The organism is Corallococcus sp. Z5C101001, from assembly GCF_007352635.1.
Taxonomy (GTDB): Bacteria; Myxococcota; Myxococcia; order Myxococcales; family Myxococcaceae; genus Corallococcus; species Corallococcus silvisoli.
This window is the reverse complement of record NZ_VKLU01000006.1, coordinates 16,965-41,467: the sequence shown is the minus strand read 5'-3', so window position 1 is coordinate 41,467 and position 24,503 is coordinate 16,965. Positions and strand designations below refer to the sequence as shown.

Annotated in this window: 20 protein-coding genes; 7 read left to right on the top strand and 13 right to left on the bottom strand. The window is 72.7% G+C overall.

Features of this window, described 5'->3' with window-relative positions; all coding sequences use genetic code 11:
• Positions 1–24: 24 nt before the first annotated feature.
• Positions 25–639 (bottom strand): DUF4230 domain-containing protein, encoded by a 615-nt coding sequence (locus tag FOF48_RS15315; RefSeq protein ID WP_143902293.1) that lies wholly within the window; start codon positions 637–639, stop codon positions 25–27.
• An 87-nt stretch (positions 640–726) separates the two neighbouring features.
• On the opposite strand from FOF48_RS15315, the gene FOF48_RS15310 reads away from it, so the two are divergent.
• Positions 727–1,329, top strand: a complete 603-nt coding sequence (locus FOF48_RS15310) for a 2OG-Fe(II) oxygenase (protein ID WP_255442219.1) — start codon at positions 727–729, stop codon at positions 1,327–1,329.
• A 15-nt stretch (positions 1,330–1,344) separates the two neighbouring features.
• Here FOF48_RS15310 and FOF48_RS15305 read toward each other — a convergent pair whose 3' ends face one another.
• On the bottom strand, positions 1,345–2,124 hold the full coding sequence (locus FOF48_RS15305) for a hypothetical protein (protein WP_143902291.1): 780 nt from the start codon (positions 2,122–2,124) through the stop codon (positions 1,345–1,347).
• Positions 2,125–2,299: 175 nt separating this feature from the next.
• Positions 2,300–2,842, bottom strand: coding sequence for a hypothetical protein (locus FOF48_RS15300; protein WP_143902289.1), 543 nt, complete (start codon positions 2,840–2,842; stop codon positions 2,300–2,302).
• Positions 2,843–3,096: 254 nt separating this feature from the next.
• On the opposite strand from FOF48_RS15300, the gene FOF48_RS15295 reads away from it, so the two are divergent.
• Positions 3,097–3,801 carry a hypothetical protein gene (locus FOF48_RS15295; protein ID WP_143902287.1) on the top strand — a complete coding sequence of 235 codons (705 nt, stop codon included), beginning with the start codon at positions 3,097–3,099 and terminating at the stop codon, positions 3,799–3,801.
• A gap of 82 nt (positions 3,802–3,883) precedes the next feature.
• Here FOF48_RS15295 and FOF48_RS15290 read toward each other — a convergent pair whose 3' ends face one another.
• From FOF48_RS15290 to FOF48_RS15270, 5 genes are all read right to left on the bottom strand, one after another.
• Positions 3,884–5,368: a hypothetical protein gene (locus tag FOF48_RS15290; protein WP_255442218.1), complete on the bottom strand. Its 1,485-nt coding sequence runs from the start codon at positions 5,366–5,368 to the stop codon at positions 3,884–3,886.
• Positions 5,369–5,511: 143 nt separating this feature from the next.
• On the bottom strand, positions 5,512–6,069 hold the full coding sequence (locus FOF48_RS15285) for a helix-turn-helix domain-containing protein (RefSeq protein WP_143902283.1): 558 nt from the start codon (positions 6,067–6,069) through the stop codon (positions 5,512–5,514).
• 73 nt (positions 6,070–6,142) lie between these two features.
• Positions 6,143–7,366: a zinc-dependent alcohol dehydrogenase gene (locus tag FOF48_RS15280; RefSeq protein WP_143902281.1), complete on the bottom strand. Its 1,224-nt coding sequence runs from the start codon at positions 7,364–7,366 to the stop codon at positions 6,143–6,145.
• A gap of 152 nt (positions 7,367–7,518) precedes the next feature.
• Positions 7,519–9,039, bottom strand: coding sequence for a Ppx/GppA phosphatase family protein (locus FOF48_RS15275; protein WP_143902279.1), 1,521 nt, complete (start codon positions 9,037–9,039; stop codon positions 7,519–7,521).
• A gap of 143 nt (positions 9,040–9,182) precedes the next feature.
• Complete coding sequence (locus tag FOF48_RS15270) at positions 9,183–9,770, bottom strand: hypothetical protein (protein WP_143902278.1); 588 nt, start codon at positions 9,768–9,770, stop codon at positions 9,183–9,185.
• A gap of 352 nt (positions 9,771–10,122) precedes the next feature.
• Between FOF48_RS15270 and FOF48_RS15265 the strand changes: the two genes are divergently transcribed.
• Positions 10,123–11,127 (top strand): serine/threonine-protein kinase, encoded by a 1,005-nt coding sequence (locus FOF48_RS15265; protein ID WP_235685872.1) that lies wholly within the window; start codon positions 10,123–10,125, stop codon positions 11,125–11,127.
• Between the two features lie 21 nt (positions 11,128–11,148).
• Here FOF48_RS15265 and queF read toward each other — a convergent pair whose 3' ends face one another.
• Positions 11,149–11,514 carry a preQ(1) synthase gene (gene queF / locus FOF48_RS15260; RefSeq protein WP_143902274.1) on the bottom strand — a complete coding sequence of 122 codons (366 nt, stop codon included), beginning with the start codon at positions 11,512–11,514 and terminating at the stop codon, positions 11,149–11,151.
• Positions 11,515–11,714: 200 nt separating this feature from the next.
• Here queF and FOF48_RS15255 point away from each other — a divergent pair, with 200 nt between their 5' ends.
• Positions 11,715–13,619 carry an ATP-binding protein gene (locus FOF48_RS15255; protein ID WP_143902272.1) on the top strand — a complete coding sequence of 635 codons (1,905 nt, stop codon included), beginning with the start codon at positions 11,715–11,717 and terminating at the stop codon, positions 13,617–13,619.
• Position 13,620: 1 nt separating this feature from the next.
• On the opposite strand, the gene FOF48_RS15250 is transcribed toward FOF48_RS15255, so the two are convergent.
• The 3 genes from FOF48_RS15250 to FOF48_RS15240 are packed head-to-tail and all read right to left on the bottom strand — an operon-like array spanning position 13,621 to position 17,569.
• Positions 13,621–14,412, bottom strand: a complete 792-nt coding sequence (locus tag FOF48_RS15250; RefSeq protein WP_255442215.1) for a carbohydrate deacetylase — start codon at positions 14,410–14,412, stop codon at positions 13,621–13,623.
• Positions 14,379–15,401, bottom strand: a complete 1,023-nt coding sequence (locus FOF48_RS15245; protein WP_143902270.1) for a PHB depolymerase family esterase — start codon at positions 15,399–15,401, stop codon at positions 14,379–14,381. The genes FOF48_RS15250 and FOF48_RS15245 overlap by 34 nt, the downstream gene beginning before the upstream one ends.
• 8 nt (positions 15,402–15,409) lie before the next feature.
• Positions 15,410–17,569, bottom strand: a complete 2,160-nt coding sequence (locus FOF48_RS15240; RefSeq protein WP_255442291.1) for a serine/threonine-protein kinase — start codon at positions 17,567–17,569, stop codon at positions 15,410–15,412.
• Positions 17,570–17,926: 357 nt separating this feature from the next.
• Between FOF48_RS15240 and FOF48_RS15235 the strand changes: the two genes are divergently transcribed.
• Positions 17,927–19,201, top strand: coding sequence for an amidohydrolase family protein (locus FOF48_RS15235; protein ID WP_143902858.1), 1,275 nt, complete (start codon positions 17,927–17,929; stop codon positions 19,199–19,201).
• Between the two features lie 60 nt (positions 19,202–19,261).
• Complete coding sequence (locus FOF48_RS15230; RefSeq protein ID WP_143902266.1) at positions 19,262–19,822, top strand: peroxiredoxin; 561 nt, start codon at positions 19,262–19,264, stop codon at positions 19,820–19,822.
• Between the two features lie 236 nt (positions 19,823–20,058).
• On the opposite strand, the gene FOF48_RS37540 is transcribed toward FOF48_RS15230, so the two are convergent.
• Positions 20,059–23,619 carry a hypothetical protein gene (locus FOF48_RS37540; protein ID WP_304503216.1) on the bottom strand — a complete coding sequence of 1,187 codons (3,561 nt, stop codon included), beginning with the start codon at positions 23,617–23,619 and terminating at the stop codon, positions 20,059–20,061.
• 221 nt (positions 23,620–23,840) lie between these two features.
• Here FOF48_RS37540 and FOF48_RS15220 point away from each other — a divergent pair, with 221 nt between their 5' ends.
• Complete coding sequence (locus FOF48_RS15220) at positions 23,841–24,416, top strand: hypothetical protein (protein WP_143902264.1); 576 nt, start codon at positions 23,841–23,843, stop codon at positions 24,414–24,416.
• Positions 24,417–24,503 lie beyond the last annotated feature (87 nt).

The following is a 24,503-nucleotide window of genomic DNA, read 5'->3' as shown; positions in this document are numbered from 1 at the left end:
CCCTGATGCAAGCCCCGCGGCCCGTCAGCCCGCGCTCCCCACCGGCAAGGTCTCCACGAAGTGGACCTCCCGGAACCCCAGGGTCAGCAGCAGCCCCCGCAGCGAGCGCTCCGCGGACTGCCGCGCCTTGTCCTTGAGGCGCGCATCCTGCTGGACCTCCTTCTCGAAGGCGAGGCGGGCCTTCTCCAGCAACTGCGCTGTCTGCGCGCTGTCCAGGTTGGAGTCGATGATCTCCGTCTCTCCCGGCCGCAGCGCCACCGTCACCTGCATGGGAGGCAGGAGCACGTCCACGCGCGTGCCCACGGCGCGCAGGTGGCGGGAGTCGAAGCGCTGGAAGTCGAACCCCAGGTGCGCGTCCGCGAAGACGATGGCGCGGCCGTGCGGGTTCTGGAGCGTGTAGCTGGCCCAGAGCAGCACGTCCTTCCACAGCGCGTCCGTGGCCTGGGGCTCCGGTGTGAAGACGACCTTCTTGTAGAGCGACACGTCCAGCGTCTCCAGCCGCGCCACCTCCCGCATCTGCTCCACCACCGCCGCCGTGTCTGGTAGCCGGGGGGACGCGGGACGCAGCAGCGCCCAGGCCACCAGCGCGCCCAGCGCGGCGGCGGCGACAACCGAGAGGGCTCGCGAGACGTTCGCCATGGGTGGGAAGTCTACTCGCTTCCTAAACGGGGGCGTCCTGGGGCAGCGTGTCGGCCAGGGCTCCTGGCGGGCGCCCGGAAGGGGAACATGGTGGCGCTAACAGATGTGGAGGTGGAAGCCCTGGGCTCGCATGGTTTCTTCGTGCGGGACGGCTTCCTCGGAGATGCACAGGCCCTCGCGGCGCGGGCCGCGGCGCTCGCGCGCGTGGACGCAGGGACCCTCCGGCCCGCGGGCATCCGGCGCGGCGCGGACCGCTCGCTCGACGCCGCCGAGCGCGGCGACCACATCGAATGGGTGATGCCCGGCGCGGCCCCCGAACTCGAAGCGCTGTGGCTCCGCTTCCAGGCCCTGGGCGACGCCGTGTCCTCTGGCGCGTACCTGGGCCTGGGGCGCTTCGACATGCAGCTCGCCTGCTACCCTGTCGGTACGCACTACGCCCGTCACCGCGACGCGTTCCCCGGCCAGTCCAACCGGCGGCTCACCGCCATCTGGTACGCCAACGCGGACTGGAAGCCGGAGCACGGCGGAGTGCTGCGCCTCTTCCCGGAGGACACCGGCGCCCCGGTGGACGTGGCGCCGGTGTTGGACCGCCTGGTGGTGTTCCTGAGCGAGCGGCTGGAGCACGAGGTCCTCCCCGTGCACGCCGCCCGCCTGGCCCTCACCGCCTGGTTCTACGGCAGGGGGCAGTAGAGAAGGGGCTCACCCTCAGTTGCAGGTCTTGCCGCACATCTGCTTCGCCTCGTTCACGCAGATGGTGTCCCAGGAGGTGGTGCAGCAATAGCCATCCACGGCGCAGACGGTGTTCACGCAGCTGCTGCAGTTCTGAGCCAGCGCCTGCCCCGAGGCGCACTCGCCATGGACGCAGGCGAGTGCCATGCAGACGTTGTTGGTGCACGTGGAGCCGGTGGCGCACGTGCCGCAGTTGAGCATGCCTCCACACCCATCCGGAGTGCTGCCGCAGCTCATCACCCCCTTCGCCGCGCACGTCGCGGGTGCGCAGTTCCCCCCTATCGCGCACGTCGTGCCGCACAGCTGCTTCGCCTCGTTCACGCAGATGCTGTCCCAGGTGATGGTGCAGCAATAGGAGTCGACATTGCAGACCGTGTTGGCGCAGCTGCTGCAACCCTGGGTCAGCGGCCCTCCCTGGGTGCACGCGCCGTGCGTGCAGGCACCGACGCCGACGACGAGCGCCGGGTCAGCGTCCAACACCTCCGTGGCGTGGGCGCCTCGCGCGAGGAGCAGCGGCAAGAGGAAGGCGCAGGTGGCCGGATCATCGATGTCGCAGGCCTCCAGCAGGCTGTCCATGCGATCTCCGACGGCCCCATCCACGGCCGGGGCCTGGCTGTTCGTGCGCGACAGCCCCTGCGCGCCTTGAGCGAACTCCGGCGGCCCGCCCACGGTCTCATCCGGCGGAGTGCAGGCCACGCCCCACGGCGCCGTGACACACGTCGACAGCGCGAATGCATGAAGAATGCTTCGTCTCATGATGAACCTCCTCTCTTGGATTTGCGTGCGCCTGACAGACAATGAATGGCGCCCGCGCACCTACGAGGTCCTCCTCCAGAGGCTGACAAAGGATTGGAGGAAGACCGCCCTGGAGTGGCGTGACGCGCTCCAGGGAGAGAGAGGCTCTCAAGACATCCGGGGCTTCGGCCCCGGCCTATCCCGCGTCGAACGCGGCGCCGCCGTCGAACACGGTGCCCGCGTCAAAGGACGGTCCGGGTCCCGCGTCGTACACCGGCCCGCCATCCGACGAACCGGTGCCGTTCTCCAGCACTCCGGTGAGGTAGATGCTCCCCATCCCACCCGGGCAGAGCTCCGCGTTGCGAAGCAGCCTTATCTGCGCGTACGACACTTCGCCTTCGTACACGTCCACCGCGGTGCTCCCGGCGTACACCTCCTGCCCGTCTCGGTTGTAGGCCCGCACGTCCACCAGCCGTTGCCGCCCGACGGGAACGGGGTTCACGTACCCCTCGATGTACCCGTTCCAGACATACAGGGACTCAGGTCCGATGGGCGGGAAGTCCGGCGCGGTCACGGTCGCCGTCGCCGCCACGACCCCGCAGGCGTCTCCCGCGAGGGAGATGCGCATCGTCACGGTCTGGTCACCCGGGAGCGGGTCTTCCTCCACCCCGGATCCGCAAGCCGCGACCATCAACGCGCAGCCCGTTCCCAACGCGACTCCCCAGCTGGCTCGCTTCATGTCGTCCCTCTCCCTGGTGGCGCGAATTCGCCGCGACCTTCCGACACGCGACCCCATCGGGATGGGACATGACCCGCGCACGAAGGGGGCGCGCCGCAATGGCGCCAGGTGGGAGGAGGGCAGGCCGCCTGCTCCTCGGCCAGCCCCCGCGCCGGGGTCGATTCCAGGGGGACGGCGAGGTCCGTGGCGCCTGCCTCCCGGCCTGGGCGTGTCTAGCTTCTCCCCAAGTCATCTTCGTACGGGGGAGTGAGCGCATGTTCCAGAACAGGATGAAGCGGCATTGGATGGTGGGTCTGGCGATGGGGGCGTCGATGGTGCTCCTCGCCGGCTGCGGCGGTGCGAAGGCCGCCCGCGTGGACAACTCGGTGATGGCGCGCATCCCCGAGGACCAGCTGGGCGATGTGCGTGACGCGCAGATGGCCCGCACCCAGGCCGCCGACAACGTGACGCGCGCCGAGGTGGCCGTGCGCGACGCGGAGCGCGAGGCGGAGGTGGCCCGCCGCAATGGCGACGCCGCGGACAGCCGCATGGAAGCGGAGAAGGCCGCCGTGAAGGCCGCCGAGGCCACCGGTCAGCAGCGCCCCATCGCGCAGGCGAGGACGCGGCTGCAGGGCGCCGAGGCGGGGCGTGACGCGGCCCGCGCCGAGGTCTCCTGGCACGACCGCAAGACGGACACCCTCAAGGCCCAGAAGGAGCTGCGCGACGCGGAGCTGAAGGTGGCGGACACGCAGCTCAACCTGACCCAGTACCAGGCGCTGGCGCGCAGCGGGGACGTGCGCGCCAAGGACCTGTCCGAGTCCAACTACCTGTCCGCCGTCGCCGCGGCCAAGCGCGACGTGGAGAGCGCGCGCCACCGCGTGGAGGAGCAGAAGCGCGTGGAGCAGGACGCCCGGGCCGAGTGGCAGCGGCTGCGCTCCCAGGCCCCGCAGGGCTACGGCGGCAGCGGCGCCGCCGACTGACGCCTGATGGCCTGAGGACTTCAAGGACGGCCCCTCGCACCGTGGCGTGCCAGGGGCCCGTCCCGTTCGCGGAAGGGCGTGCCTACTCCACCCGCAGCGTGGCGGAGCCCTTCAGGTCGCGCTGGAGGGTGAGCCAGAGCGCCTGGCCCTGCGTGTCCACCGACGCGAAGTAGTCCGCGTCCGCGGTGAGCGCCTGGCCGTCCAGCGTGAGGCGCTTCGGCGCGTCCGTGGCGGTGTAGCCGTGCACCACCAGCATCGGGTGCGTGAGCGTGCGGCCCGCGGTGTCGAACGTCAGCGTCACGCGGTTGGCGGCGGCGTCCGCTTCCCACGTGGCATAGACGGGGTTGTAGCCGGCCACGTCATAGGCCACGGCGTCCGTGCGCCCCACGCCGCCCGGGCCGCGCGTGCGCACGGTGCCTTCGGAGGCGGTGAGCTTCACGCCCTGCCAGGCCTCCACCTCCGCCACCCGCGACAGCACCGGGTTGGCCGCGTGCGTGCCCAGCACCATGAAGACGGAGTAGCTCTGGTACGGATGGCCGGAGAGCATCGTGCCGTCGTCCCCGAGCCGCGGGTACTGCGCGCGGCCCACCGCGCCGAAGTTGCTGCCCCACGCGAGCCGGTGGGAGTTGGTGACGAAGGGCAGCTCGTACTGGTTGAGCTGGTAGGCCCAGTTGTAGTCCTCCGGCATGGGGCCGTTGGCGTGGCGCGTGCCCCACTGTCCATACAGCCAGTAGCCGCCCGCGGCCTTCTGCTCCCAGGTCTGCGTCTGCACCACGCCCATCTCCGCGTCCGGCGCGGCGGTCCACATGCGCGTGTACGGCACCACGTTGGGCTCGCGGTAGTCCCAGCCGGTGGTCAGCGTCACCGGCGAGCCCAGCGTGACGAAGCGGTAGCGGTCACCCCAGCCCAGGCCCGCGATGTCCGTGTTGGCGTTGCCGTCGAAGCCCAGGTCGCCGTAGGGCGAGCGCACGTCGGCTTCAATCCGGTCCGCGGGGAAGCCGGACGCGTCGTGGGTGATGGCGTAGAGCGGGTGGTCCTGGCCGGTGGCGAACAGGTACTGCACTGTCACCCGCACCACGTTCCCGTCCAGCGACAGCGGCCACTTCAGCTCATGCAGCGCGTGGTGCGCGCCCTTGAAGACGACGCGGCCGGTGCCGCGCACGTCCTGCGTCCACGCGCCCCACGTCTGCCCTCCGTTCAGGTGGCTGGTCACCATGCCCCAGCCGGGCACCTGCGGATTCTGGCCGTCGCAGACGCGCTCCGCGTTGGCGACCTCATACGTGTAGCGGCGGATGTAGCCGCCATTCCAGCCCGCGGGGTCCGCCGCGTCGTTGCGCACCAGCGATACCGAGCGCACGTGGCAGTCGCGGTCGCGCCAGACGTAGCGGTCCGTCTTGAAGCCCTCCAGGTCCTGGGCGCACTGCAGCCGCACCGGCGCGCACGTCCCGCTGGCGGGCTCTGCCGCCGTGCTCGGCGCGCAGGGGTCCCCCGCCACCGGGTTCTCGGTGTCGGGGGGGCGCACGTCCTTGCCGCCGCAGGCCATCCCTCCCAGCGCCAGCAACGCCACGGCGTGTCTCGTGAGGCGACGACGGGACTTCTTTCCGGAGGTCATGGTGTGTCCCAAGGTGGAGTGCCCGGGTCCTTTGACACCCTCACGCCCGGTGATGCAAGCCTCCACTCCGGGCCCGTGCTTGTTTCACGGCTCACGGCTCAGCGGGACGGCGCGAGCAGGACGACGGAGTAGCCCACCGCGGTGCGCGTGCCCGGGTTCTCGTAGGAGTGCTTCTGGTCCCCCCGGAAGACGACGACGTCGCCGGCCTCCAGGACGAAGCGCTCGCCGCTGGCCACCAGCGTGAGCGTGCCGGCCTCGCAGGCCAGGTACTCGCGCGTGCCGGGCGTGTGGGGCACGCCGGTGATGCGCGCCTTGGGCGGCACCTCCATCCGGTCGAACTCCATGCCGGGCAGGGGATCCGGCAGGAGCTTGCGCAGGAAGGCCCCGCCGCGCTGGCGCATGGGCAGGCTGTCCCGGGGGTAGTGCCGGGCGCTCGCCTTGGGCCGGGCGAGCAGCTCTTCCAGCGACACCTGGAGCGCGCCCGCCACCCGGTGCAACACGGAGAGGGTGGGGTTCGCGGCGCCGGACTCCAGGTGCGCCCAGGTGGCCCGGGGCACCCCCGCCAGCTTCGCCAGCTGCACCTGCGTGGCCCCCCGCGTCTCCCGCAGGGTCCGGAGGTTGCGCGCCAGCCTGCCCGGGAGGTCTTCGTCGCTCATGGGCCGGCATCCTGCCAACGGATTGGCGTGGATGCCATCCCATGGGAGCGCCGGACCTGGCGCGCGGGACGGGCTACTGGAGCGTGACGCCCGGCTCCAGCTCCACCTTCACCCAGCCCGGCTTGCGCAGGTCGAAGTTGCGGTACGCGTCGATGGCGGAGGCCATGGACTTCACGTGGCTCAGGATGGCGGTGGGGTCCACCGCGCCGGAGCGCACCAGCTCCAGCAGCTTCGGGACGTACTTGCGGTGGTTGCAGTTGCCCATGCGCAGGGTGAGGTTCTTGTTCATCGCCTCGCCAATGGGGAACGCGTTCATCGTCTGCGGGTACACGCCGATGATGGACAGCGTGCCTGCCTTGGCCAGCGCCTGCACCGCCCACTGCGCGGCCTGGGACGGCGCGTCGCCGGGCACCCAGTTGTCTCCGTGCGGGTTCTGCTTGGGGGCGACCTGCGCCACCTCGCGCTTGAACTCGGGCTTCTCCGCCTTGGCCTTCTTCGCCGCGGGGCCGAAGTGCGCGTGCTGCGCGTCCACGCCCACCGCGTCGATGGCGCGGTCCACGCCGATGCCTCGGGTGAAGCGCTTGAGCGTCTCCACCGGGTCCTCCCGTTCGAAGTCGATGACCTCCGCGCCCTGGGACCGCGCCAGCTTCAGCCGGTCCTCGTGGCTGTCGATGGCGAAGACGCGGCCCGCGCCCAGCAGCTTCGCGCTCACGATGGCGAACAGGCCCACCGGGCCGCAGCCGAACACGGCCACGGTGTCGCCGGGTTTGATCTCCGCCAGCTCCGCGCCGAAGTAGCCCGTGGGGAAGATGTCGGAGACGAGGAGGGCCTGGTCATCCGTGACGCCCTCGGGCACCTTCACCATCGTGACGGCCGCGTACGGGATGCGCGCCTTCTCCGCCTGCATGCCGTCGAAGGGGCCCGTCAGCTCCGGGCCGCCGAAGAAGGCCGTGCCCGCCGAGGGGCCGTTGGGGTTGGCGTCGTTGCATTGGGAGTAATAGCCCGCGCGGCAGTACGCGCAGTTGCCGCACGCGATGGTGGAGCAGACGACGACGCAGTCGCCCACGCTGAAGTTGCGCACGTCCCGGCCCAGCTCCTCGATGACGCCCACGCCCTCGTGGCCCAGGATGGTGCCGGGCCTCATCCCGGGCACGGTGCCGCGAATCATGTGCAGGTCGGTGCCGCAGATGGCGCTGGCGTTCAGCCGGATGATGGCGTCCGTGGGCTCCTGCAACTTCGGCTCCGGGACCTCGTCCAGCCGGATGTCCCCAATGCCGTGGAATACGACGGCCTTCATGGTGCGCTCCTTGCCCGCCAGGGCTTTGAAAGACGGAACGATCCCTGGCGCGTGCCGCGCGGGACCCGTCCGTGCACTCTGGCCACGGCGGGGGCCCCGGGCAGGGCCCACGGTGCTCCCCCCTCCGGAGGACAGGCGGGAGGTCAGCGCCCCTAGCGCCCGGCGGAGTGGACCTGGAATGCGAGCCGCTTGCCGAACACCTTGCGGAACGCGGCGACCTCCCGCTCGGCGTTCCACAGCTCCAGGTCCAGGGGCTGGCGGGCGTGCAGGTGGAGCGTGACGGCCTCTCGGCCATCCGTGACCTTGAAGTCCCGGATGGGCTGGTGGTGGCTGTGGTCCAGCGCGTTCGCCAGGCGCAGGAGCGTGGCCAGCTTGCGCACGCGGCGCGCCTCCGACGGGGTGAGCCCGGCCATGCCGGAGTGGGACAGCTCCGGCTGGGAGCGCCGGTGGTAGCGGGCGACGCGCGCGATGATGTCGCGCTCGCGGTCCGCCAACCCCGGCAGGTCCGCGTTGTGGATGAGGTAGTACGTGTGCCGGTGGTGGCGCTCGTAGCTGACCGCCGTGCCGATGTCGTGCAGCAGCGCGGCGACCTCCAGGTGGGGGCGCACGGACAGGGGCAGCTGGTGCAGGGCAGCCAGCCCGTCGAAGAGGGCCAGCGACATGCGGGCCACCTGGCGGGCGTGCTTCTCGTCGAAGTGGAAGCGCTGGCCCATGGCGAACGCCGCGTCCGCGAGGCTGTGGTCGTCGCGCGTCTCGTCCTGGCGGTAGAGCAGGTCCACCAGCAGGCCGTCGCGCAGGCCCCGGTTGACGACGCTGACGGACTCCACGCCCAGGTGGCGCGCGACGCCCTCCAGGATGACGGCGCCGGAGACGATGATGTCCGCGCGGCGCGGGTCGAACCGCTTGCGGCGGCGCTCCGGCGGCATCCGGGCCAGGGACTCCACCGTCTGGGTGAGCTGGCGCACGGTGGCGTTGCCTCCGTTCTCCGCGGCGGCGAAGCCCACCACGGCCTGGATGGTGCCGGACGAGCCCAGCGCCACGCGGGGCATCGCGGGCAGCTCCTCCGGGAGCGTCTTGTGCAGCACCTCGTCCACGAAGCCGCGCATCAGCCGCAGCTGCTTGGGCGTCACCGTGCGAGACGTGTCGAACACCTCCGTGAGGCGCACGGAGCCCAGCGCGAGGCTCCAGAGCTCGTCGGGCTTCTCGCCGGTGGCGATGGCGACCTCCGTGCTGCCGCCGCCAATGTCCACCAGGAGCGAGCGGCTGTTGACGGGCTTGCGGTGCAGCACGCCCAGGCAGATGAGGCGCGCCTCCTCCTTGCCGCTGACGACCTCCAGCTCCAGGCCGGCCTCCTCGTGCACGCGGCGCACGATGTCCTGGCGGTTGCGCGCCTCGCGCAGGGCGCTGGTGGCCACGGCGCGCACCTGGGCCTTGTGGCGGCGGCAGAGGGCGGCGTAGCGGCGCAGGGTGGACAGGAGCCGGTCCGCGGTCTCCGGGGGCATCACGCCGGTGGTGAACACGCCTTCTCCGGGGCGGATGGGGTCCCGTTCCTGGTGGAGCGTCTCAAGCGAGCCCTCGGCGTCGGGGCGGGCCAGCTCCAGGCGGACGGCGTTGGTGCCCACGTCGATGGCGGCGAGGACGGGGGGCAGGTTCGGACGGGCGGAAGGGGGCATGGGCTCGCGGGCTGAACGCCCGGGAGGGGCACGGTCCTTCCGGGCCGTATCCCCTCCGGGTGGGGGATTCCTAGCGTAGCCGTGTGACAACCGCGTGGCGCTGGAAGATGCAGGGGCCGGCGCGCTTCCCCGCCTGCCAGGTGCTACGGGGGCGGGGCCTGATCGGCGTCGGAGCCGCCTTCCGCGCGGATGCGGCGGTAGTGCTCGCGCAGGTCGCGCCAGGCGGACTCGTACTCTTCGCGGGCCTGCTTCCAGGCCTGCCCGCGCGAGTGGCGCATGTTCCGGAGCAGGTCGCCGGAGCTCCGGAGGCCGCGCTTCACGAACTCGAGCTCCCGGCGCGTGAGCAGCGACGTCTCCGCGGAGCTGCGCTGGTGGGTGGCTTCCCAGCCGTCCACCTGGGCGCCCAGCTCGTCCAGCTCGGCCTCGCGCTTGCGGCGGTAGCCGTCGCGGAGCTGGTTCCACTGGAGGCCGGCGCGGTCCACGTAGGCGCTGAAGCGCAGCCGGGCCTTCTCCGCGCGCTCCTTCACGCGCTCCCAGTCGCGCTGGTCGGCGGCGCGGAGCGCCTGGATTTCACGGTCGACGTCGTTCTGGAGAGCGCGCGCGCCCGTCAGGACCTGCAGCTCGTCCTCGCTCTGCGCGAGGTCCGCCTGGGCTTGGATCTCCCGGAAGCGAGCGGTCGCCTCCTGCTGCTCGGCCTCCAGCTTCTGGATGTATTCATCCCGTTCCGACATGGCGTCCTCCCCATCAGTTGAATGGAAGAAGCATGGGAACGCTCGCGGGGGACTGCAGGACCGGGAGGGCGGGAGGCGGAGCGCTCCGTCGGGGAAGCGGCGCGGATCCCGGGAGGACGGCCAGGGCCCCAGCCCGCGCACGACAGGTAGGCCCCCTGGCGTGAGACAGCGACACCGCGTCTTTCCATCACACCTGTGCGAACGGCTCCGCGGGGAGGAGGGCCCATCGACGCATGAGACGTGAATCGGTACCCTTCGGCCCGTGACCGTCGCCGCCGAGAAGAATGAGAAAGCCGTTCGTCACCGCAAGATAGGCGCCTGCCGCGTGCTGGGAGAGCTGGGCCGGGGTGGCATGGCGCTCGTGTATCGCGGCCTGCATGAGCTGCTTCAGCGCGAGGTGGCCATCAAGGAGCTGCTGCCCGAAGGCCAGCGCGACCAGGAGGCCCTGTCCCGCTTCCGTCGCGAGGCGCTGGCGCTGGCCGCCTTCCGCCACCAGAACATCGTCACCCTGTATGACCTGGTGGAGAAGAACGACAGCCTCTTCATGGTCATGGAGTACGTGGACGGCCCCACGCTCCACTCGCTCATCAAGGACGGCCCGCTGCCGCCGGACGTCGCCGCGGTCATCGGCGCGCGCATCGCCAGCGCGCTGGACCACGCGCACTTCCGCCGCATCATCCACCGCGACCTCAAGCCCGCGAACGTCATGCTCACCAAGACGGGGGAGGTGAAGCTGATGGACTTCGGCATCGCCAAGGACGTGAGCCTCGAAGCGCTCACCCAGCAGGGCATGGCCGTGGGCACGCCGTCATACATGTCCCCGGAGCAGGTGACGGGCGCGCCCATCGACGCGCGCACCGACATCTTCTCCCTGGGCGTGCTCCTCTACGAATCCCTCTCCGGCGTCCGCCCCTTCGTGGGCAAGTCCGCCGGCGAGGTGTTCGCCCGCATCCGCGACGGCAAGTTCACGCCGCTCCAGAAGGTGGCCCCGCAGGTGCCGCCGCCGCTCGCGCGCATCGTGAAGCGCGCGCTGTCGGTGAAGCCGGAGGCCCGCTTCCCGGACGCCGCGGCCATGCGCCGCGAGCTGGACCTGTTCCTGGCCCACGAGGTGCGCGTGTCCCACCCCGCGCTGCTCGTGGCCTTCCTGCGCTACCGCGAGAAGCTCACCGAGACCGAGGCCCTGGCCCACCTCACCCAGCAGGAGCTGGGCGTGCTGGACGTCTTCTCCACGCCCAAGCCCGCGCGCTCCCGGAGCCCGCTCAAGTGGGTGCTGGCCGCGCTCGCCGCCGCGGCCGGCACCGGCCTCTACCTGTCCCAGTCCCAGTGGGCGCCGCTCCTGGAGCAGCTGACCCGCTGAGGACGGGGCCGGGCGGGCTGACTACGCCTGCTGCTTCTTGTCGTGCGTGACGGTGACGAGGGTGCCGATGCCGCCGCGCACGAAGAAGTCGCCCACCACGGTGAGCTTGCGCGGCTGGATGGCCTTGATGATGTCGTCCGCGATGGTGTTGGTCACCTTCTCGTGGAAGGCGCCCTCGTTGCGGTACGACCACATGTAGAGCTTCAGGCTCTTCAGCTCCACGCACAGCTGATCCGGCACGTACTTGATGGTGAAGCGCGCGAAGTCCGGCTGGCCCGTCAGCGGGCACAGGCACGTGAACTCCGGAACGTCGAAGGCGATCTCATAGTCGCGATCGGCGGCCGGGTTGGGGAAGGTCTGGATTTCCTTGGACGGCTGAGAGGACATGCGCTGTCGCATAGCACACGTTCGCCCGCTGTCACCGCCCCGCGGGACGTCGCCTCCCTGGCTGCCCGGCGCCGGCTCTGTTCGGGTTCCAACGGGCAGGGGGACTCCAGGACAAGAGAACGTCCAGGGGCGGTTGGCGAACATGCTCGGGGATTCCTATCTCCCTCCGGCGACCCCTGAAGCGTGTCCCCGCCCCGCGAATGCTGCCACCCAACGACGTCGAGGATGTCCTCTCGTGCCTGCCCCAAGCGCTGCTGCGCGTGGGCTCCGACCTCCGCGTCCAGTGGTGCGAGGAGGGCTTCGCGGCCAAGACGGGCGTGGCGCTGGCGCCCGGAGGTCCGCTGCTGGACGCGCTGGAGCGGGGCCGCGGCCTGGACGCCCTGGAGCGCGCCCTCCGCGAGGGCCGGGCGCACTCAGGCCACGTCATCACCCGCGCGCTCCGGCAGGTGCGCGTGCAGGTGAGGCCCACCCGGACGGGCGGCGCCTCCGGGGCCTGGCTGGTGATGGAGCCCTCCGGCGTGGACGACGAGGGCGCCTTTTCACAGGCCGTGCGGGAGATTGCCCGCGCGGTGGGGGAGTCCCTGGAGGTGGACCGCGTCTGCTCGGCCGCCGTGGTGTCGCTGGTGCGGTGCGCGCAGGTGCGCCGCGCGGAGGTGTTCCTCTACGAGCAGGACGACGCGACGCTGAAGCGTCAGGCGGTGTCGGACCTGGAGGGACATGACGCGCCCCAGGATGCGTTCGACCCGTCGGAGGACCCCTACCGGCAGGCCCTGGCCCTGCGCCAGCCGCAGCTGGGCCTCCAGCGCGGCTCCGGGGACGCGGAGGGGTCGGTGTTCGCGGCGGTGCCGCTGTGCGCGCCGCGCCGCACGGTGGGGCTGCTGCTCATCTACAAGGAACAGGGCGCGTCCTTCTCCGTGCGCGAGCTGGAGATGTGGAGCGCGGCGGCCAGCCAGCTGGCGGTGGCGGTGGAGAACGCGCGCCTGCTGCGCGAGGCCCAGGCGGCCCTGGGCGTGCGCGAGGAGTTCATGTCCATCGCGTCGCACGAGCTGAAGACGCCGCTCACGCCGCTGAAGCTGGGCCTGTACTCCATGGAGCGCCGGCTCTCCGCGGGGCAGCCGGTGGCGCTCGCCAGCGTGCTCAAGTCCAAGCGGCAGGTGGACCGGCTCGCGGGGCTGGTGGAGGACCTGCTGGACGCAAGCCGCCTGGAGCTGGGGCGGCTGGCGCTGGACTCGGCTCCGCTGGAGGTGGGGCAGCTGGTGGCGGAGGTGGTGGACCACTTCCGCCACGCCTTCGAGCGCCCCTTCACGGTGGAGGTCCCTCCCGATGGCGTCTGGATGCTGGGCGACCGGGACCGGCTGGAGCAGGTGCTGGTGAACCTGCTGGAGAACGCGCACAAGTACAGCCCGGCGGGGACGCCCATCGCGGTGCGGGTGGGGCGCACGGCGGACGCGGCGCGCATCCAGGTGCAGGACCACGGCATCGGGATCCCGGGCGCGGACCAGGCGCTGGTGTTCCAGCGCTTCTACCGGGCGCGCAACGTGTCGCACCGCAACTTCGGAGGGCTGGGCCTGGGGCTGTTCATCAGCCACTCCATCGTGAAGATGCACGGGGGCACGCTGGCGCTGCGGAGCCTGGAGGGCGAGGGCTCCACCTTCACGCTGGACCTGCCGCGCATGCCGGCGCACGAGGTGCGCAGGCTGCCCCGGCGCGTGCTGGTGCTGGACGAGGACCGGGGCCAGGAGGCCGCGGCGGAGCGCACCCTGCGCGCCGAGGGCTTCGAGGTCTTCACCGTGGAGAGCGGCGCGGAGGCCCTGCGTAAGGCGACGCACCTGCCCGTGGACCTCATCGTCCTGTCGACGAGCGCCACGCAGCCGCAGGTGGGCACCTTCCTGGAGACGTTCGCCACGCTGCCGCGAGCGCGGCCGGTGCCCATCCTGCTCGCGGGGGACGCGCGGCCGTGGTGGGCGCAGGAGGACGCCGCGCTGTGCTCCAGGCCCTACCGTCCCGCGGAGCTGCTCGCGGGCGTGCGCGACGTGCTGACGCGCGAGCGGCGCCGGGCCCTGACGCCCGTGGAGCTGGAGGCCCCGCTCGTCACCCCGGCGTAAGTCAGCCGGCGTGGAGGACGCGGAAGTCCGTGGGGCGCACTCCGGCGTGCGCCAGGGCTTCACGCGTGCGCGGGTGGAGGAAGGTGGCCAGCTCCACCTCCCGCTGCGCGGCATAGCGGCTGGCGACGACCTCGGGTGGGTATCCCGGGTGGCACATCCACTCCGTGACGCCCTCGGGGGGGAGGGCCGCCAGCGCGGAGGCGAAGCGCTCCTGGGTCCACCAGGCCGCTTCGCCGGACTCGCCGGCGAAGGCGTCATTCGTGGCCACGCCCCGGGCCCGCAGCGCGGCGCGCATGTCCGCGTCCAGGGAGCGCACCGGCAGCCCCGCGCGCCGGGCGACGCGCGACACGCCCTCCAGGACCTGGGGGTGCCGGTGCAGGTGCTTGTGCACGTCCAGGTGCGTGGCGGGCTGACCCAGGAGCCGCTCCAGCCGCTCCAGCTGCGCGAACGCCTCCGCCTCCACCGCGTCCGCGGGGAGCGCGTCCACCCGGGCTCCCGCGAAGCCTCCGTCCCCGGTGAGCCCCTGGCGCGGGAAGCCAGCGCCGACGGGTGGACCCCGGTCCAGGTTGAGGTGCAACCCGATGGCGAACCCCCGCGCCTGCCGCGCGGCCTCCTCGCTCCAGGGCGTGTTGACCATCAGGGTGGCGGAGGAGACGGCGCCCTCGCGCAGGGCCTGGAGGATGCCCCGCGTGATGCCCGGGTCGTAGCCCAGGTCATCGGCGTTGATGATGAGGGCACGGGGCGGCGTGGCGGACTCCTTCAGGGGCGCGGACGGGCCTGGAAGAAGCGCCACATCTCCCGCGACGCGTCCAGGTCCAGCGTGCCGTCATTGTAGAGCGGCTGGCCGGGCCAGGCGTGCTTGCCGCCGGTGATGGTGCACAGGCTCGCGGTGGCGCTCTCCGGCTGACAGCCGGTGGACGCCACGCAGGTGCTGTTGCCATGTTGATACGTCTGCTGCTGGGGGCCGGTGCAGCCGTTGCGCTCGGCGAAGCGGCGCACGGACTCGGGGGCGGACGGGTAGAGCTTGCCTCCGACCGCGAGGAGGTTGTCGCCCCCGTCGTAGAAGATGGTCGCGTCGGCGGTGCCGTGGAAGTGGAGCACTGGCACGGGCCGGGAGGGGTGGCAGTCCGTTACGGCCTCCATGCCCGAGACGGGCGCGATGGCGGCGATGCGCTGCGCGCGCTCACACGCCAGGCGGTAGGAGAAGAAGCCGCCGTTGGAGAAGCCGTTGGCGAAGACGCGGCGGGGATCCGTGCACACGCGCGTGTCCAGGTCCGCGAGCAGCGCGTCCACGAAGCCCACGTCGTTCACCGTGCCAAGCTGCGCCGGTCCGCAGCACGCGTCGGCGTTCCAGCTCCGCGAGTCCAGGTCGCCCCGGCCGTAGACCTCCTGGAAGTTGAGGCCGCGCGGGTACACCGCGATGAAGCCCTCGGCGTCGCCCAGGGGGGAGAGGCCGGTCAGCTGCTCCTGCTCCAGCTCGTTGGAGCTGAACCCGTGGAAGCTGAGGACGACGGGCGTGGGCTTTGTGGCGTCGTAGCCGGCGGGGACGTGGACGCGGTAGGCGCGGGTGCGTCCGTCGTGCTCGACCGTCCAGTCGTAGGTGCCAGCGGTCACGGTGAGGCCCGCGCAGGCGGTGCGGTCCGCGGGCGCCACGTCTCCGGCGCTGGAGTCCAGCGGGGGCGTCCCCGCGTCGGCGGACGGCGAGGCACCCGAGGCGGGGTCACAGGCGGTGGTGGCCAGCAGCAAGCTGGCCAGGATGAGGGGGAGCAGGGGACGGCGCATGCGGGAAGCTATTTCTTCGAGCCGCACTCGGCCGCGAGGGCCAACGCGCGGTCGGGGAACCTTTCCGCCAGCGTACGTTTCACCTCGGCCACCCGGGCGGCATCGCCCTCGTGGACGTGGAGCTGGCAGCGCGCGGTCAGGGCCCGGGGGTCGTCCGGGGCCAGCCGCTCGGCTTCCCGGTACTCGCGCTCGGCGCCGCGAAGGTCGCCCTGACGGAAGAGGACGGCCCCCAGGTACGAGTGGGCCACCGCGAGCGTGGGGGCCTTCTTCTGCGCGCGCTTGAGCAGCGCCACCGCGTCGTCCAGCTTCTCCTGGCGGAAGCGCACGAAGCCCAGCTCCGCGAGGGACGCGGCGTCGTCGTGCTGGCGCGTCCAGGTGGACAACACGGCGGCGGCCTCGTCCAGCCGGCCCCCTTGCGACAGGAGCTGGCCGTAGCGGGGGGCGACCTGCGCGGAGTCCGGCGCCTGCGCGTACGCCTTCGCGAGCGCCGTCAGCGCGCCGGGCACGTCGCCCTGGAGGGCCCGCAGGTCGGCCAGGGCCAGGGGCGCGCGGATGTCCTTGGGCGCGAGCAGGGTGGCCTCGTCGATGGCGCGCTCGGCGCGCTTGCCCATGCGCAGCTCGGTGGCGGCGCGCGCGGCGAGCAGGTGCGCCTCCGCCTCCTTCGGGAAGCGCGCGGTGTAGGCCTCCGCCAGCGCCAGGGCCTGCGGGTGGGCGCCCGCGTTCAACAGCAGGGTGCCCGCGCGGGCCAGCTCGGGGGCCGTGGCGCGCACGTCCCGGGCCAGCCCGTCCAGCGCGGCCACCTTCGCTTCCTTCGTCGTGGCGGACTCGGCGGCGGCGAGCCGCGCGGTGGGGGCGACGTCCGGGCGCCGCAGGGACCACGCGGCTCCCGCGCCCAGCCCGCCCAGCGCGAGCACGCCCAGGGCGATGAAGAGAGCCCGGCGCGACCGGGGCGCCGCCGGGCCGCCCTCCACCTTCGGGGCGCGGGAGGACTTCTGGGGCGGACGCGACGCGGGGGAGGGGGGCGCGGTGGCGCCGGCCTCCGTCGGCGAGGCGGGTGCCGGGCCGGGCCCTCCGGCGTCCGCGGGTCCGGTTCCCTCGCCCGTCAGACCCTGGGGGGCGGGGACTCCGGGGCGGGAGCCGCCGCGCAGCGACACGGTGTGGACCATGGCCGGCGGCACGGGCCAGGAGGGGATGCCCCGCACGCCGAAGGGCGGCAGCACGTCCGCGCCCTGCGTGGCGTCCGTGCCCGAACTGGACGGATCCGCCAGCCTCGCCCGGCGCAGCGCCAGCCGCTTGGGGTCGCTGTCGGGCGGGAACAGCGTGTCCAGGTACGCGGACACCTGCGCCGGCGTGGCGACCTCCGCGGGGCCACCGAGCAGCTCGATGGCGGCGATGAAGGTCTGCAGGCTGTCGAAGCGGTCCGCCGGGTCCTTCGCGAGCGCCATCAGGCACACCGACTCCAGCGCCTGCGGCACCGACGGGTCGAACGCGGTGGGCGGCTTCGGCCGGCCCTCCGAGATGCGCGTCAGCACCTCGTCGGTGGACATGCCCGTGAAGGGCCGCCGGCCGCACAGCTGCTCATAGAGCATCACCCCCGCGGCGAAGAGGTCCGCGCGGTGGTCCACGCTGCGGCCGGCGATCATCTCCGGCGACATGTAGAAGAACTTGCCCTTCAGCGTCCCCGGCTCCGTCCCGGAGCCCAGCGCATCCGCCTTCGCGATGCCGAAGTCGATGACCTTCACCGCGCCGTTCACGCCCACGTGGATGTTGTCCGGCGTGAAGTCGCGGTGGACGATCTTCAGCGGCCGCCCCGCCTCGTCCACGGCCCGGTGCGCGGCGTCCAGCCCCCGGCACGCGTCCACCAGCACGCGCAGCGTGATGCCCAGGGGAACGCGCTGGCCGCGCTCGGCGGCCTCCTGCCGCACCTCCGCGAACGAGCGCCCCTCCAACAGCTCCATGGCGATGAAGGGCTCTCCCCCCTCCATGCCCAGCTCCAGGATGGACACCACGTGGGGGTGGCGCACCTGCGCGGTGATGCGCGCCTCGTTGAGGAACATCTGCACGATGCGCCGGTCCGCGACGAGGTGCGGCATCAGCCGCTTCACCGCCACCGCCGGGCCTCGCTGGCCGTCCGGCGCGATGGCCCGCGCCAGATACACCTCCGCCATGCCGCCTGTCGCGATGCGCGCGCTGAGGCGGTAGCGGCCTGCCCAGGAGATGTCGGGGTCCGACGCCAAGGTGGTGGCAGTCTACGGGGCCGCGCCCCCGGTGCCCAACGTCCTGCCGGCCCGCCTGCCCGGCTGTTCCCAACTCGCGCGGATGTTCCGGCACCGAAGAACCCTCGCCTCGGGGCATGCGCGCCGTGTTGGCGCGGTTGTGACGACGGGTGTGGGTGGAACGAAGCGTGGACCCGATGACGTCCGGCGGGGCGGGAGTGCTAACGTGCGCGGCTTTAAGCGTGACCCCTAAGGGGAGGGGGCCGCCTTCACGAACCTCGCGAATCGTCGCGGATGCAGGGAGGGATGTTGGGCACCGTCCTCAAGGGTGGTTTCGTCGTCGAACTGGAGCCCGCGTCCGTGGAGCGGGTGGACCTGCGCATCGAGGGTGAGCGCATCGTGGCCCGGGGCGAGGACCTGGCGCCCGGCCCCGACGACGAGGTGGTCGCGCTGTCCGGCAAGCTCGTCTTCCCGGGGCTCGTCAACGCCCACCACCGGCTCGCGAGCGTGCTGTCGCGCGGGCTGGTGCGGCCGACCCCGGCGTCCTACCAGGCCCTGCTGGAGCAGGTGCGCTGGCCCTTCGAGAACGCGCTGGACCTGGACGCGGTGCAGGTGGCCGCCACGGCGAGCGGCCTGGAGTCCATCCAGTGCGGCACCACGACCCTGTTCGACCTGCACGCCTCGCCCCGCGCGGTGACGGGCTCGCTGCTGCGCGCGGCGCGCGGCCTCCATGAAGTGGGCGTGCGCGGCGTGCTGTCCTACGCGGTGACGGACCGCATGGGCGCGGTGGGCCGGGAGGAGGGCCTGGAGGAGACGGTCAGCTTCGCGCGCAAGGCCCGCGGCCGCTTCCGCGGACAGGTGGGCGCCAGCGCCTGCTTCACGCTGGGCGACGACGCGCTCCAGGGCCTGGGCGAGGCGCTCAACACCACCGGCGCCGGGCTGCACTTCCCGCTCGCGGAGGATCCGCTGGACGAGCGGCTGTCCACCGAGCGGCACGGCAACCCGCCCGTGACCCGGCTGCTCAACGGCAACCTGCTGTCGCCCCGGGCGATGGCGGCGCACGCGGGCCACCTGGCGTGGGCGGACCTGGCGCAGGTGCTGGCCACGGGGACGTGGCTGTTGCACACGCCGCGCTCCAACCAGGGCCAGGAGGTGGGCTACGCGCCCGCGCTGAAGTTCGGGGCGCGCGCGTCGCTGGGCACGGACGGCACGTCGCCGGACCTCTTCGCGGAGGCGCAGGCGGCGTACCTGCGCTCGCGCGAGGCGGGGCAGCCCATCGACGTGCTGCGCTATCTGGCCAACGGCCACCGGCTGGCGTCGCAGGTGTTCGAGGCGGCCATCGGCCCCATGCGCGAGGGCGCGCTCGCGGACCTGCTGGTGCTGGACTACCAGGCGCCCACGCCGCTGACCGCGGAGACGCTGGCGTGGCACGTAGTGCACGGGCTGGGCAGCCGCCACGTGGAGGCGGTGATGGTGGACGGCGTGTGGCGCGTCTGGGCACGCCGGCCCCTGTCGGTGAACCCCACCGTGGTGGCCGAGCAGTCGCGCGAGGCCGCCGCCGCGGTGTGGGCGCGGATGTCGTAGGCCCGGGCCCTGCCGGGAGGCAGGCTTGTGGCCGTGCCCGGGGCCCGTTAAGTCCCGGGCATGCTCAACTCCCTGCTCGTCGTCGGTTGGCTCAGCGCAGCGATTCCCCAGGTGGGCGAGACCGCCCCGGACTTCACGGTGAAGGACACCGCGGGGACGACCTACACGCTGTCGGAGATGGTGAAGAAGGGGCCCGTCATCGTGGCCTTCTTCCCCAAGGCGTTCACCGGCGGCTGCACGCGCGAGCTGACCGCGTACCGCGACCGCTACAAGGAAGTGGAGCAGGCCCAGGGGCAGGTGCTGGCCTTCTCCACGGACGACGCGGAGACGCTGACGCGCTTCAAGACGGAGCTGAAGGCGCCCTTCGCGTTCATCCCGGACCCCGACGGCAAGGTCGTGAACGCGTACGACGTGAAGATGCCGGTGGTGACGGTGTCCAAGCGCTACACCTTCGTCGTGGGCGAGGGCCGCAAGGTGCTCAAGGTGGAGGAGGGCAAGGACGCCATCGACCCCACGGGCGCCATCGTCGCGTGTCCGCTGCGCAAGGGCGGCGCCGCGAAGCCCGCGTCCGCCCCCGCGGGCAACACGCCGCCCACCCAGGCCGAAGCGCCGTCGAAGTAGTCGCGGTGGCGTGACGCAAGGGCCCCAGCTTTAATGGGAGGGGCCCCGGTCCGCTCGCGGACGGCCGAGTCGTCGCGTGGCAGCGCCTCACTTCCACTCGTGGACGTCCGCGCCGTCGCGTGGCACCGCGAGGCAGTGCCTCACTGCCGCTCGTGGACGTCCGCGCCGTCGCGAAGCGCCGCGAGGCAGTGCCTCACTGCCGCTCGTGGACGTCCGCGCCGTCGCGAGGCAGCGCCTCACTTCGCCTGGGGGGCCTGCGCCATCTCCCGGGGCGGGAACACGAACTGCGCGGCGCCGGCCACCAGCGGTGAGGCGTCGCGCTGGAACATGGCGAGCCTCGCCAGCCGCTCCTCCGTCCAGCCGCGCCCGCCCTGCGCGTCCCGCACCAGGCAGGCGAGGGCCACGCGCCGCGCCTCCGGGCTGGGGCTGCGCGCCAGCCGGGTGCCCACGGCCTCCAGCGTCTCCACGGGCAGGGTCGACACCGCCGTCAGCGCCGCGGCCAGCGCGTCCACGTGGAGCGCCCCGTCCTGTCCCATCGCGTCCAGGTGGCTGGCGAAGGCCGGGGGCGCGAGGGCGACCGCGGCGCAGCGCACGCGCAGCGTGGCCAGACACGGGTCCTGCGCGAGGTGGTCCGTCACCAGGTGCTGGAGCATCGCCAGGGGCACGGGCCGCATCCACTCCCGGCGTTGGAGCGTCGCGTCCAACGCCACGCTCAGCGCGCGGCGGTCCGCCACCACCGCGCCGAACATCCGCTCCATCAGCGGCAGGTCGCGCTCATCCGCCCGGGACACCAGCGCCCCCATCGCGGCGCGCACCTCGTCGTCGAAGGGCGACGCGAGCCGCGCGCCGCACGCGGCGAGGAACACTCGCTCCCGGTCCTTCACGGACAGCCACGCCGCGCGGGTCAGCAGGTCGATGCGTGCGTCCGGCTCCGGCCGCGCCAGCACCTTCGCGAGCAGCGCGGACAGCCGCGCGTCCAGCGCCTCCGTCAGCCGGTTCGCCGGGATGTCGCCCACGCGTGAGGCCATGATGGCGTCCTCGCCGGAGACCGCGCGCTCGAACACGGTCCAGGTGGGCTCGCGGTCCAGGTGGTCCCACAGCGCGCGCAGGAGCGCGATGCGCACGTCGCGGTGCAGGGGCAGCGCGTCCAGCTCCAGGAGCCGCGCGTAGCCCGCGTCCGAGCGCAGCTCGCCCAGCAGGCGCACCACCTCCTTGGCGACGGTGACCTTGGCCAGCGGCACGTCCGCCAGCAGCGTCAGCACCCGCGAGGGCGGCATGCCGTTGAACGCGCGGCGCAGCCCGTAGATGGCGATGCGCGCGCGCCCGTCCTCCAGGCAGCGCAAGAGCGTGGGCACCCCCTGGCCCTGGTCGCACCGGGCCAGCACCCGCAGTGTCCGCTCCTGCACCGCGGGCCGGGGGTCGTCCACCATCGCCTGGAGCGCGTCCATGGGCGCCCAGTCCAGCGCCGCCATGCGAGTCACCGCCGCCAACAGCGCGGGCGTGTCCCGCTCCGGGTCCGCGCACAGCCTGGCGAGCGCGCCCGAATAGGCCCGGTTCTGCTCCGCCGTCCACCGGAAGAACCCCGAGTCGAACGGCAGCAGCCAGCGCGTCGCCCCGGTGGCGAACTGGCCGGTGATGACCGGCGCGTCCAGGTACGGGCCCAGCAGGTCCTGCCGCCGCCGGTGCAGGTACTGGCGCACCACTGGGATGACGATGGCGCTCTCGTCCCGCTTGAGGAGCGCGGGCAGCATCCGGTCGAAGTCCGCCACCGCGCGGTGGCGCAGCACCCACAGCGCGGTCTCGGAGGGGGTGCCCATCCGCAGCGCCACGCGCTCCAGCTCCGCCACCAGCTCCCGGTGCAGGTCCTGCCCGCGCTTCTCCGCCACCGCCAGCGCGACCACCTCGTCGTCCCAGCCCCGGTCCCTCCAGCGCCGCAGCGTGGCCGCGAGCGTCGCCTCGAAGCGCGGCCGGTCCTCCCGCGACAGCCACTGGCTCAACGCCAGGGCCAGCCGCCCGTCGGGCGTCGTGTCGCGCATGGACACCAGCCACTCCGACAGGCCCGGCACCAGCGCCGCGCGCTGGCCCAGGCTCGCCGCGAGCTGGAGCAGGGGGCCGCCGCGTTCGCGCTCCGCCCAGCTCTTCGCCAGCGTCAGCAGGAACGGCGCGGCCCGGCGCACCTCCTCGTCCGTCAACCGGAGGCCCAGCCTCGCGTCCTGGAGGTGGCCGCGCTCCTTGAGGAAGGTGCCCAGCCACTGCGCGCCCCACGCGGGGTCCGCCCCGAAGGCCCGCACCAACAGCCGCTCCGCCGCCTGGGCCGTCATCGGAGACAGGTCCGCGGCGTCCAGCGCATCGCGCAGCATCCGGCCCAGCGCCTCCGTGTGCTCGGTCCGCCACATGCGCCGGGGCCACGCCGCCAGCGCCTGGAGCATCGTCCCGCGCACCGGGTCCTGCTCGTTCTTCCGGGCCAGCACCAGCGCCAGCGCGGGCGCCACCCAGGAGGGCTCGTCCGGACGCAGGCCGGGCAGTGCCAGCACGGCGCCCAGCGCCACGCCGCGCATGGCGGCATCCGGATGCCCCAGCGCGCCCCGGAGCGCGCCCAGGGCCTCCTCCCAGGGCAGGAACCGCGCGTACGGCAGGCGCGTCTCCGCGCGCGTGCCCAGCGCCACCACGTCGTGCAGGTGCCGCCGCGCCTCGCGCTCGCGCAGCGCCGGGGGCAGGTGGCCCAGGCGCTCCAGGGCGATGATGCCGTCGCTGTTGCGCGCCCCCACCGTCCAGCGCTGGTAGACGCGCTCGCGCTCGCCCGGGTCCTGGATGCGGGCCAGCAGCTCCGTGCCCCAGGAGGGGGCCCGGTCCACGGACGCGGCCCAGGCCTCGGTGAGCGTCTGGCGCAGCGGATCCGTCACCTTCTTCAGCACGGCGCCTGCCTGGCCCAGCAGCGTCGGGTCGCGCTGGACGACCCACGCCAGGGACTCCGCGTCCAGCGACGCCGAGGCCTTCACGAACAGCAGGTGCGGGAGGAACGCGGTGGGGTGGCGGCGCAGCAGCGCCACCATTCGCACCGGACGCAGCCGCACCAGCGTCCGCAGGGCCTGCTCGTCGGGGGGAATGCCCCGCTCCAGGAGCAGCGCCACGATGGCCTCCGCCGCGTCGGGCGTCTGCTCCGCCAGCCCCGCCAGGGAGCTGCGCACCTGCCACCGCGTCACCGGATCCGGCTCGCCCGTCACCGCCCGCAGCCGCTCGAGGATCACCTCCCCCAGCACCGCGGGCGCCCCCCGCGCCAGCCTCGCCCAGAACCGGTGGCTGGGCCGCTCCAGCGCCCGCGCCAGGTGCCGCCGAAGCGCCGCCTCCGACGCCAGCGGCACCGCGTCCGCCAGGGCCGCGTGCTCTCCCCGCTCCGCCAGCCCGTCCACGTACGCGTCGATGACCGCCCGGCGGCCCCGCTTCAGCAGCTGGCGCAGCACGGACTGCTCGCGGCGCATGCCGTGCGCCATGCGCAGCACCTCCAGGGCCTGCGCATCATCGCAGACGACGGACGCCAGCTCGAACGCCAGCGAGCGCACCCGGAAGGAGTCGTCCTTCGTGGCCCTCAGCACCGCCTCGCCGTCGCGGCGCGTGAACTGGGCCGCCAACGCCAGCCGCCGTTCGGAGGCGTCCCCTCGCGCCAGCGCGTCCAGCAGCGCCTGGGCCTCCGGGTCCGTCCGGGCCTGGCGGCCCAGGGCCACCATTTGACGCACCCGGGCATCATGGAAGGTCGAAGACAGCTCGGCGCGCAGCGCGGACAGCTGGGGTTCGGACATGGCGCCCAAGGATGCCTGCTCCCCCCGATTCCTGACAGACCCTCCAGCCCGGCCGGCGCCTCCGTCTTGGGCAGACACATCTGCTCTGGCTTGAATTGTTTGTTTTGCGGCTATTGGGTTGCTATTCCAATGATTGGCATGTTAGTCATTTGTTCGCCCCTGCCGGAAGGCTGGCGTCGTGGCCCGGGGGGGACACAACCCCAGACATTGGAGAAGCCCACATGCTGCGTCATGGAATGAAGCGCTTTGCCGTTCCTGCCCTGGGTGTCGCCTCGTTGCTGGCCGGCCTGACCGCCGCCGCGGAGCCGGCGTTCGACTCGCAGCAGGTGGCCCGCGACTTCGTGACCAGCCTGGACCGCGCGGTCCAGGTTCCGTCGCGTCCGGGGCTGTCCGGGGCCCAGGCCCGGGCGGCGAATACCTACCAGACGTTCCTGTTCGCCAACTTCACGAACGTGGTCGTCTATAACAACGGGACGGCCCTCACCGGGGTGAACGTCCCTGCTCCGCTGCCCGCGTCCATGGCGTCCAGCCCCACGAACTTCGTGGGCGTTGGCCAGGCGGAGGTCACGGGCCCGTGGAGCCAGGTCATCTCCTACACGACCAACCCGGCGGACCCGTACGGCGCGGCCAAGACCTGCACCTACGCGGTCTCCACGGCCTTCGTGAGCGGTTCGTGCCAGGCGAACATCAACTTCTATGCCCAGGGCACCCAGGGCGTGGCGTGCGGCTACATCCCGTCGCAGTCGGGCATCGACCCCACGACGTGTCAGCTCCAGCTGGCGCTGGTCATCCAGTAGCGCCCGCCTCCGCGGTCAATTCCTCTCACGGCGGGGGCGGGAGGCGCTCCCACCGTGGGTGTCTGCCTTTGTGGGGACCTGGGGCCG

Bases quoted from the DNA above. Each gene is read 5' to 3' on its own strand.
- FOF48_RS15315 (WP_143902293.1), bottom strand. From the start codon at position 639: ATGGCGAACGTCTCGCGAGCCCTCTCGGTTGTCGCCGCCGCCGCGCTG.
- FOF48_RS15310 (WP_255442219.1), top strand. From the start codon at position 727: ATGGTGGCGCTAACAGATGTGGAGGTGGAAGCCCTGGGCTCGCATGGT.
- FOF48_RS15305 (WP_143902291.1), bottom strand. From the start codon at position 2,124: ATGAGACGAAGCATTCTTCATGCATTCGCGCTGTCGACGTGTGTCACG.
- FOF48_RS15300 (WP_143902289.1), bottom strand. From the start codon at position 2,842: ATGAAGCGAGCCAGCTGGGGAGTCGCGTTGGGAACGGGCTGCGCGTTG.
- FOF48_RS15295 (WP_143902287.1), top strand. From the start codon at position 3,097: ATGTTCCAGAACAGGATGAAGCGGCATTGGATGGTGGGTCTGGCGATG.
- FOF48_RS15285 (WP_143902283.1), bottom strand. From the start codon at position 6,069: ATGAGCGACGAAGACCTCCCGGGCAGGCTGGCGCGCAACCTCCGGACC.
- FOF48_RS15280 (WP_143902281.1), bottom strand. From the start codon at position 7,366: ATGAAGGCCGTCGTATTCCACGGCATTGGGGACATCCGGCTGGACGAG.
- FOF48_RS15275 (WP_143902279.1), bottom strand. From the start codon at position 9,039: ATGCCCCCTTCCGCCCGTCCGAACCTGCCCCCCGTCCTCGCCGCCATC.
- FOF48_RS15270 (WP_143902278.1), bottom strand. From the start codon at position 9,770: ATGTCGGAACGGGATGAATACATCCAGAAGCTGGAGGCCGAGCAGCAG.
- FOF48_RS15265 (WP_235685872.1), top strand. From the start codon at position 10,123: ATGGCGCTCGTGTATCGCGGCCTGCATGAGCTGCTTCAGCGCGAGGTG.
- queF (WP_143902274.1), bottom strand. From the start codon at position 11,514: ATGTCCTCTCAGCCGTCCAAGGAAATCCAGACCTTCCCCAACCCGGCC.
- FOF48_RS15255 (WP_143902272.1), top strand. From the start codon at position 11,715: ATGCTGCCACCCAACGACGTCGAGGATGTCCTCTCGTGCCTGCCCCAA.
- FOF48_RS15245 (WP_143902270.1), bottom strand. From the start codon at position 15,401: ATGCGCCGTCCCCTGCTCCCCCTCATCCTGGCCAGCTTGCTGCTGGCC.
- FOF48_RS15240 (WP_255442291.1), bottom strand. From the start codon at position 17,569: ATGGCGGAGGTGTATCTGGCGCGGGCCATCGCGCCGGACGGCCAGCGA.
- FOF48_RS15230 (WP_143902266.1), top strand. From the start codon at position 19,262: ATGCTCAACTCCCTGCTCGTCGTCGGTTGGCTCAGCGCAGCGATTCCC.
- FOF48_RS37540 (WP_304503216.1), bottom strand. From the start codon at position 23,619: ATGTCCGAACCCCAGCTGTCCGCGCTGCGCGCCGAGCTGTCTTCGACC.
- FOF48_RS15220 (WP_143902264.1), top strand. From the start codon at position 23,841: ATGCTGCGTCATGGAATGAAGCGCTTTGCCGTTCCTGCCCTGGGTGTC.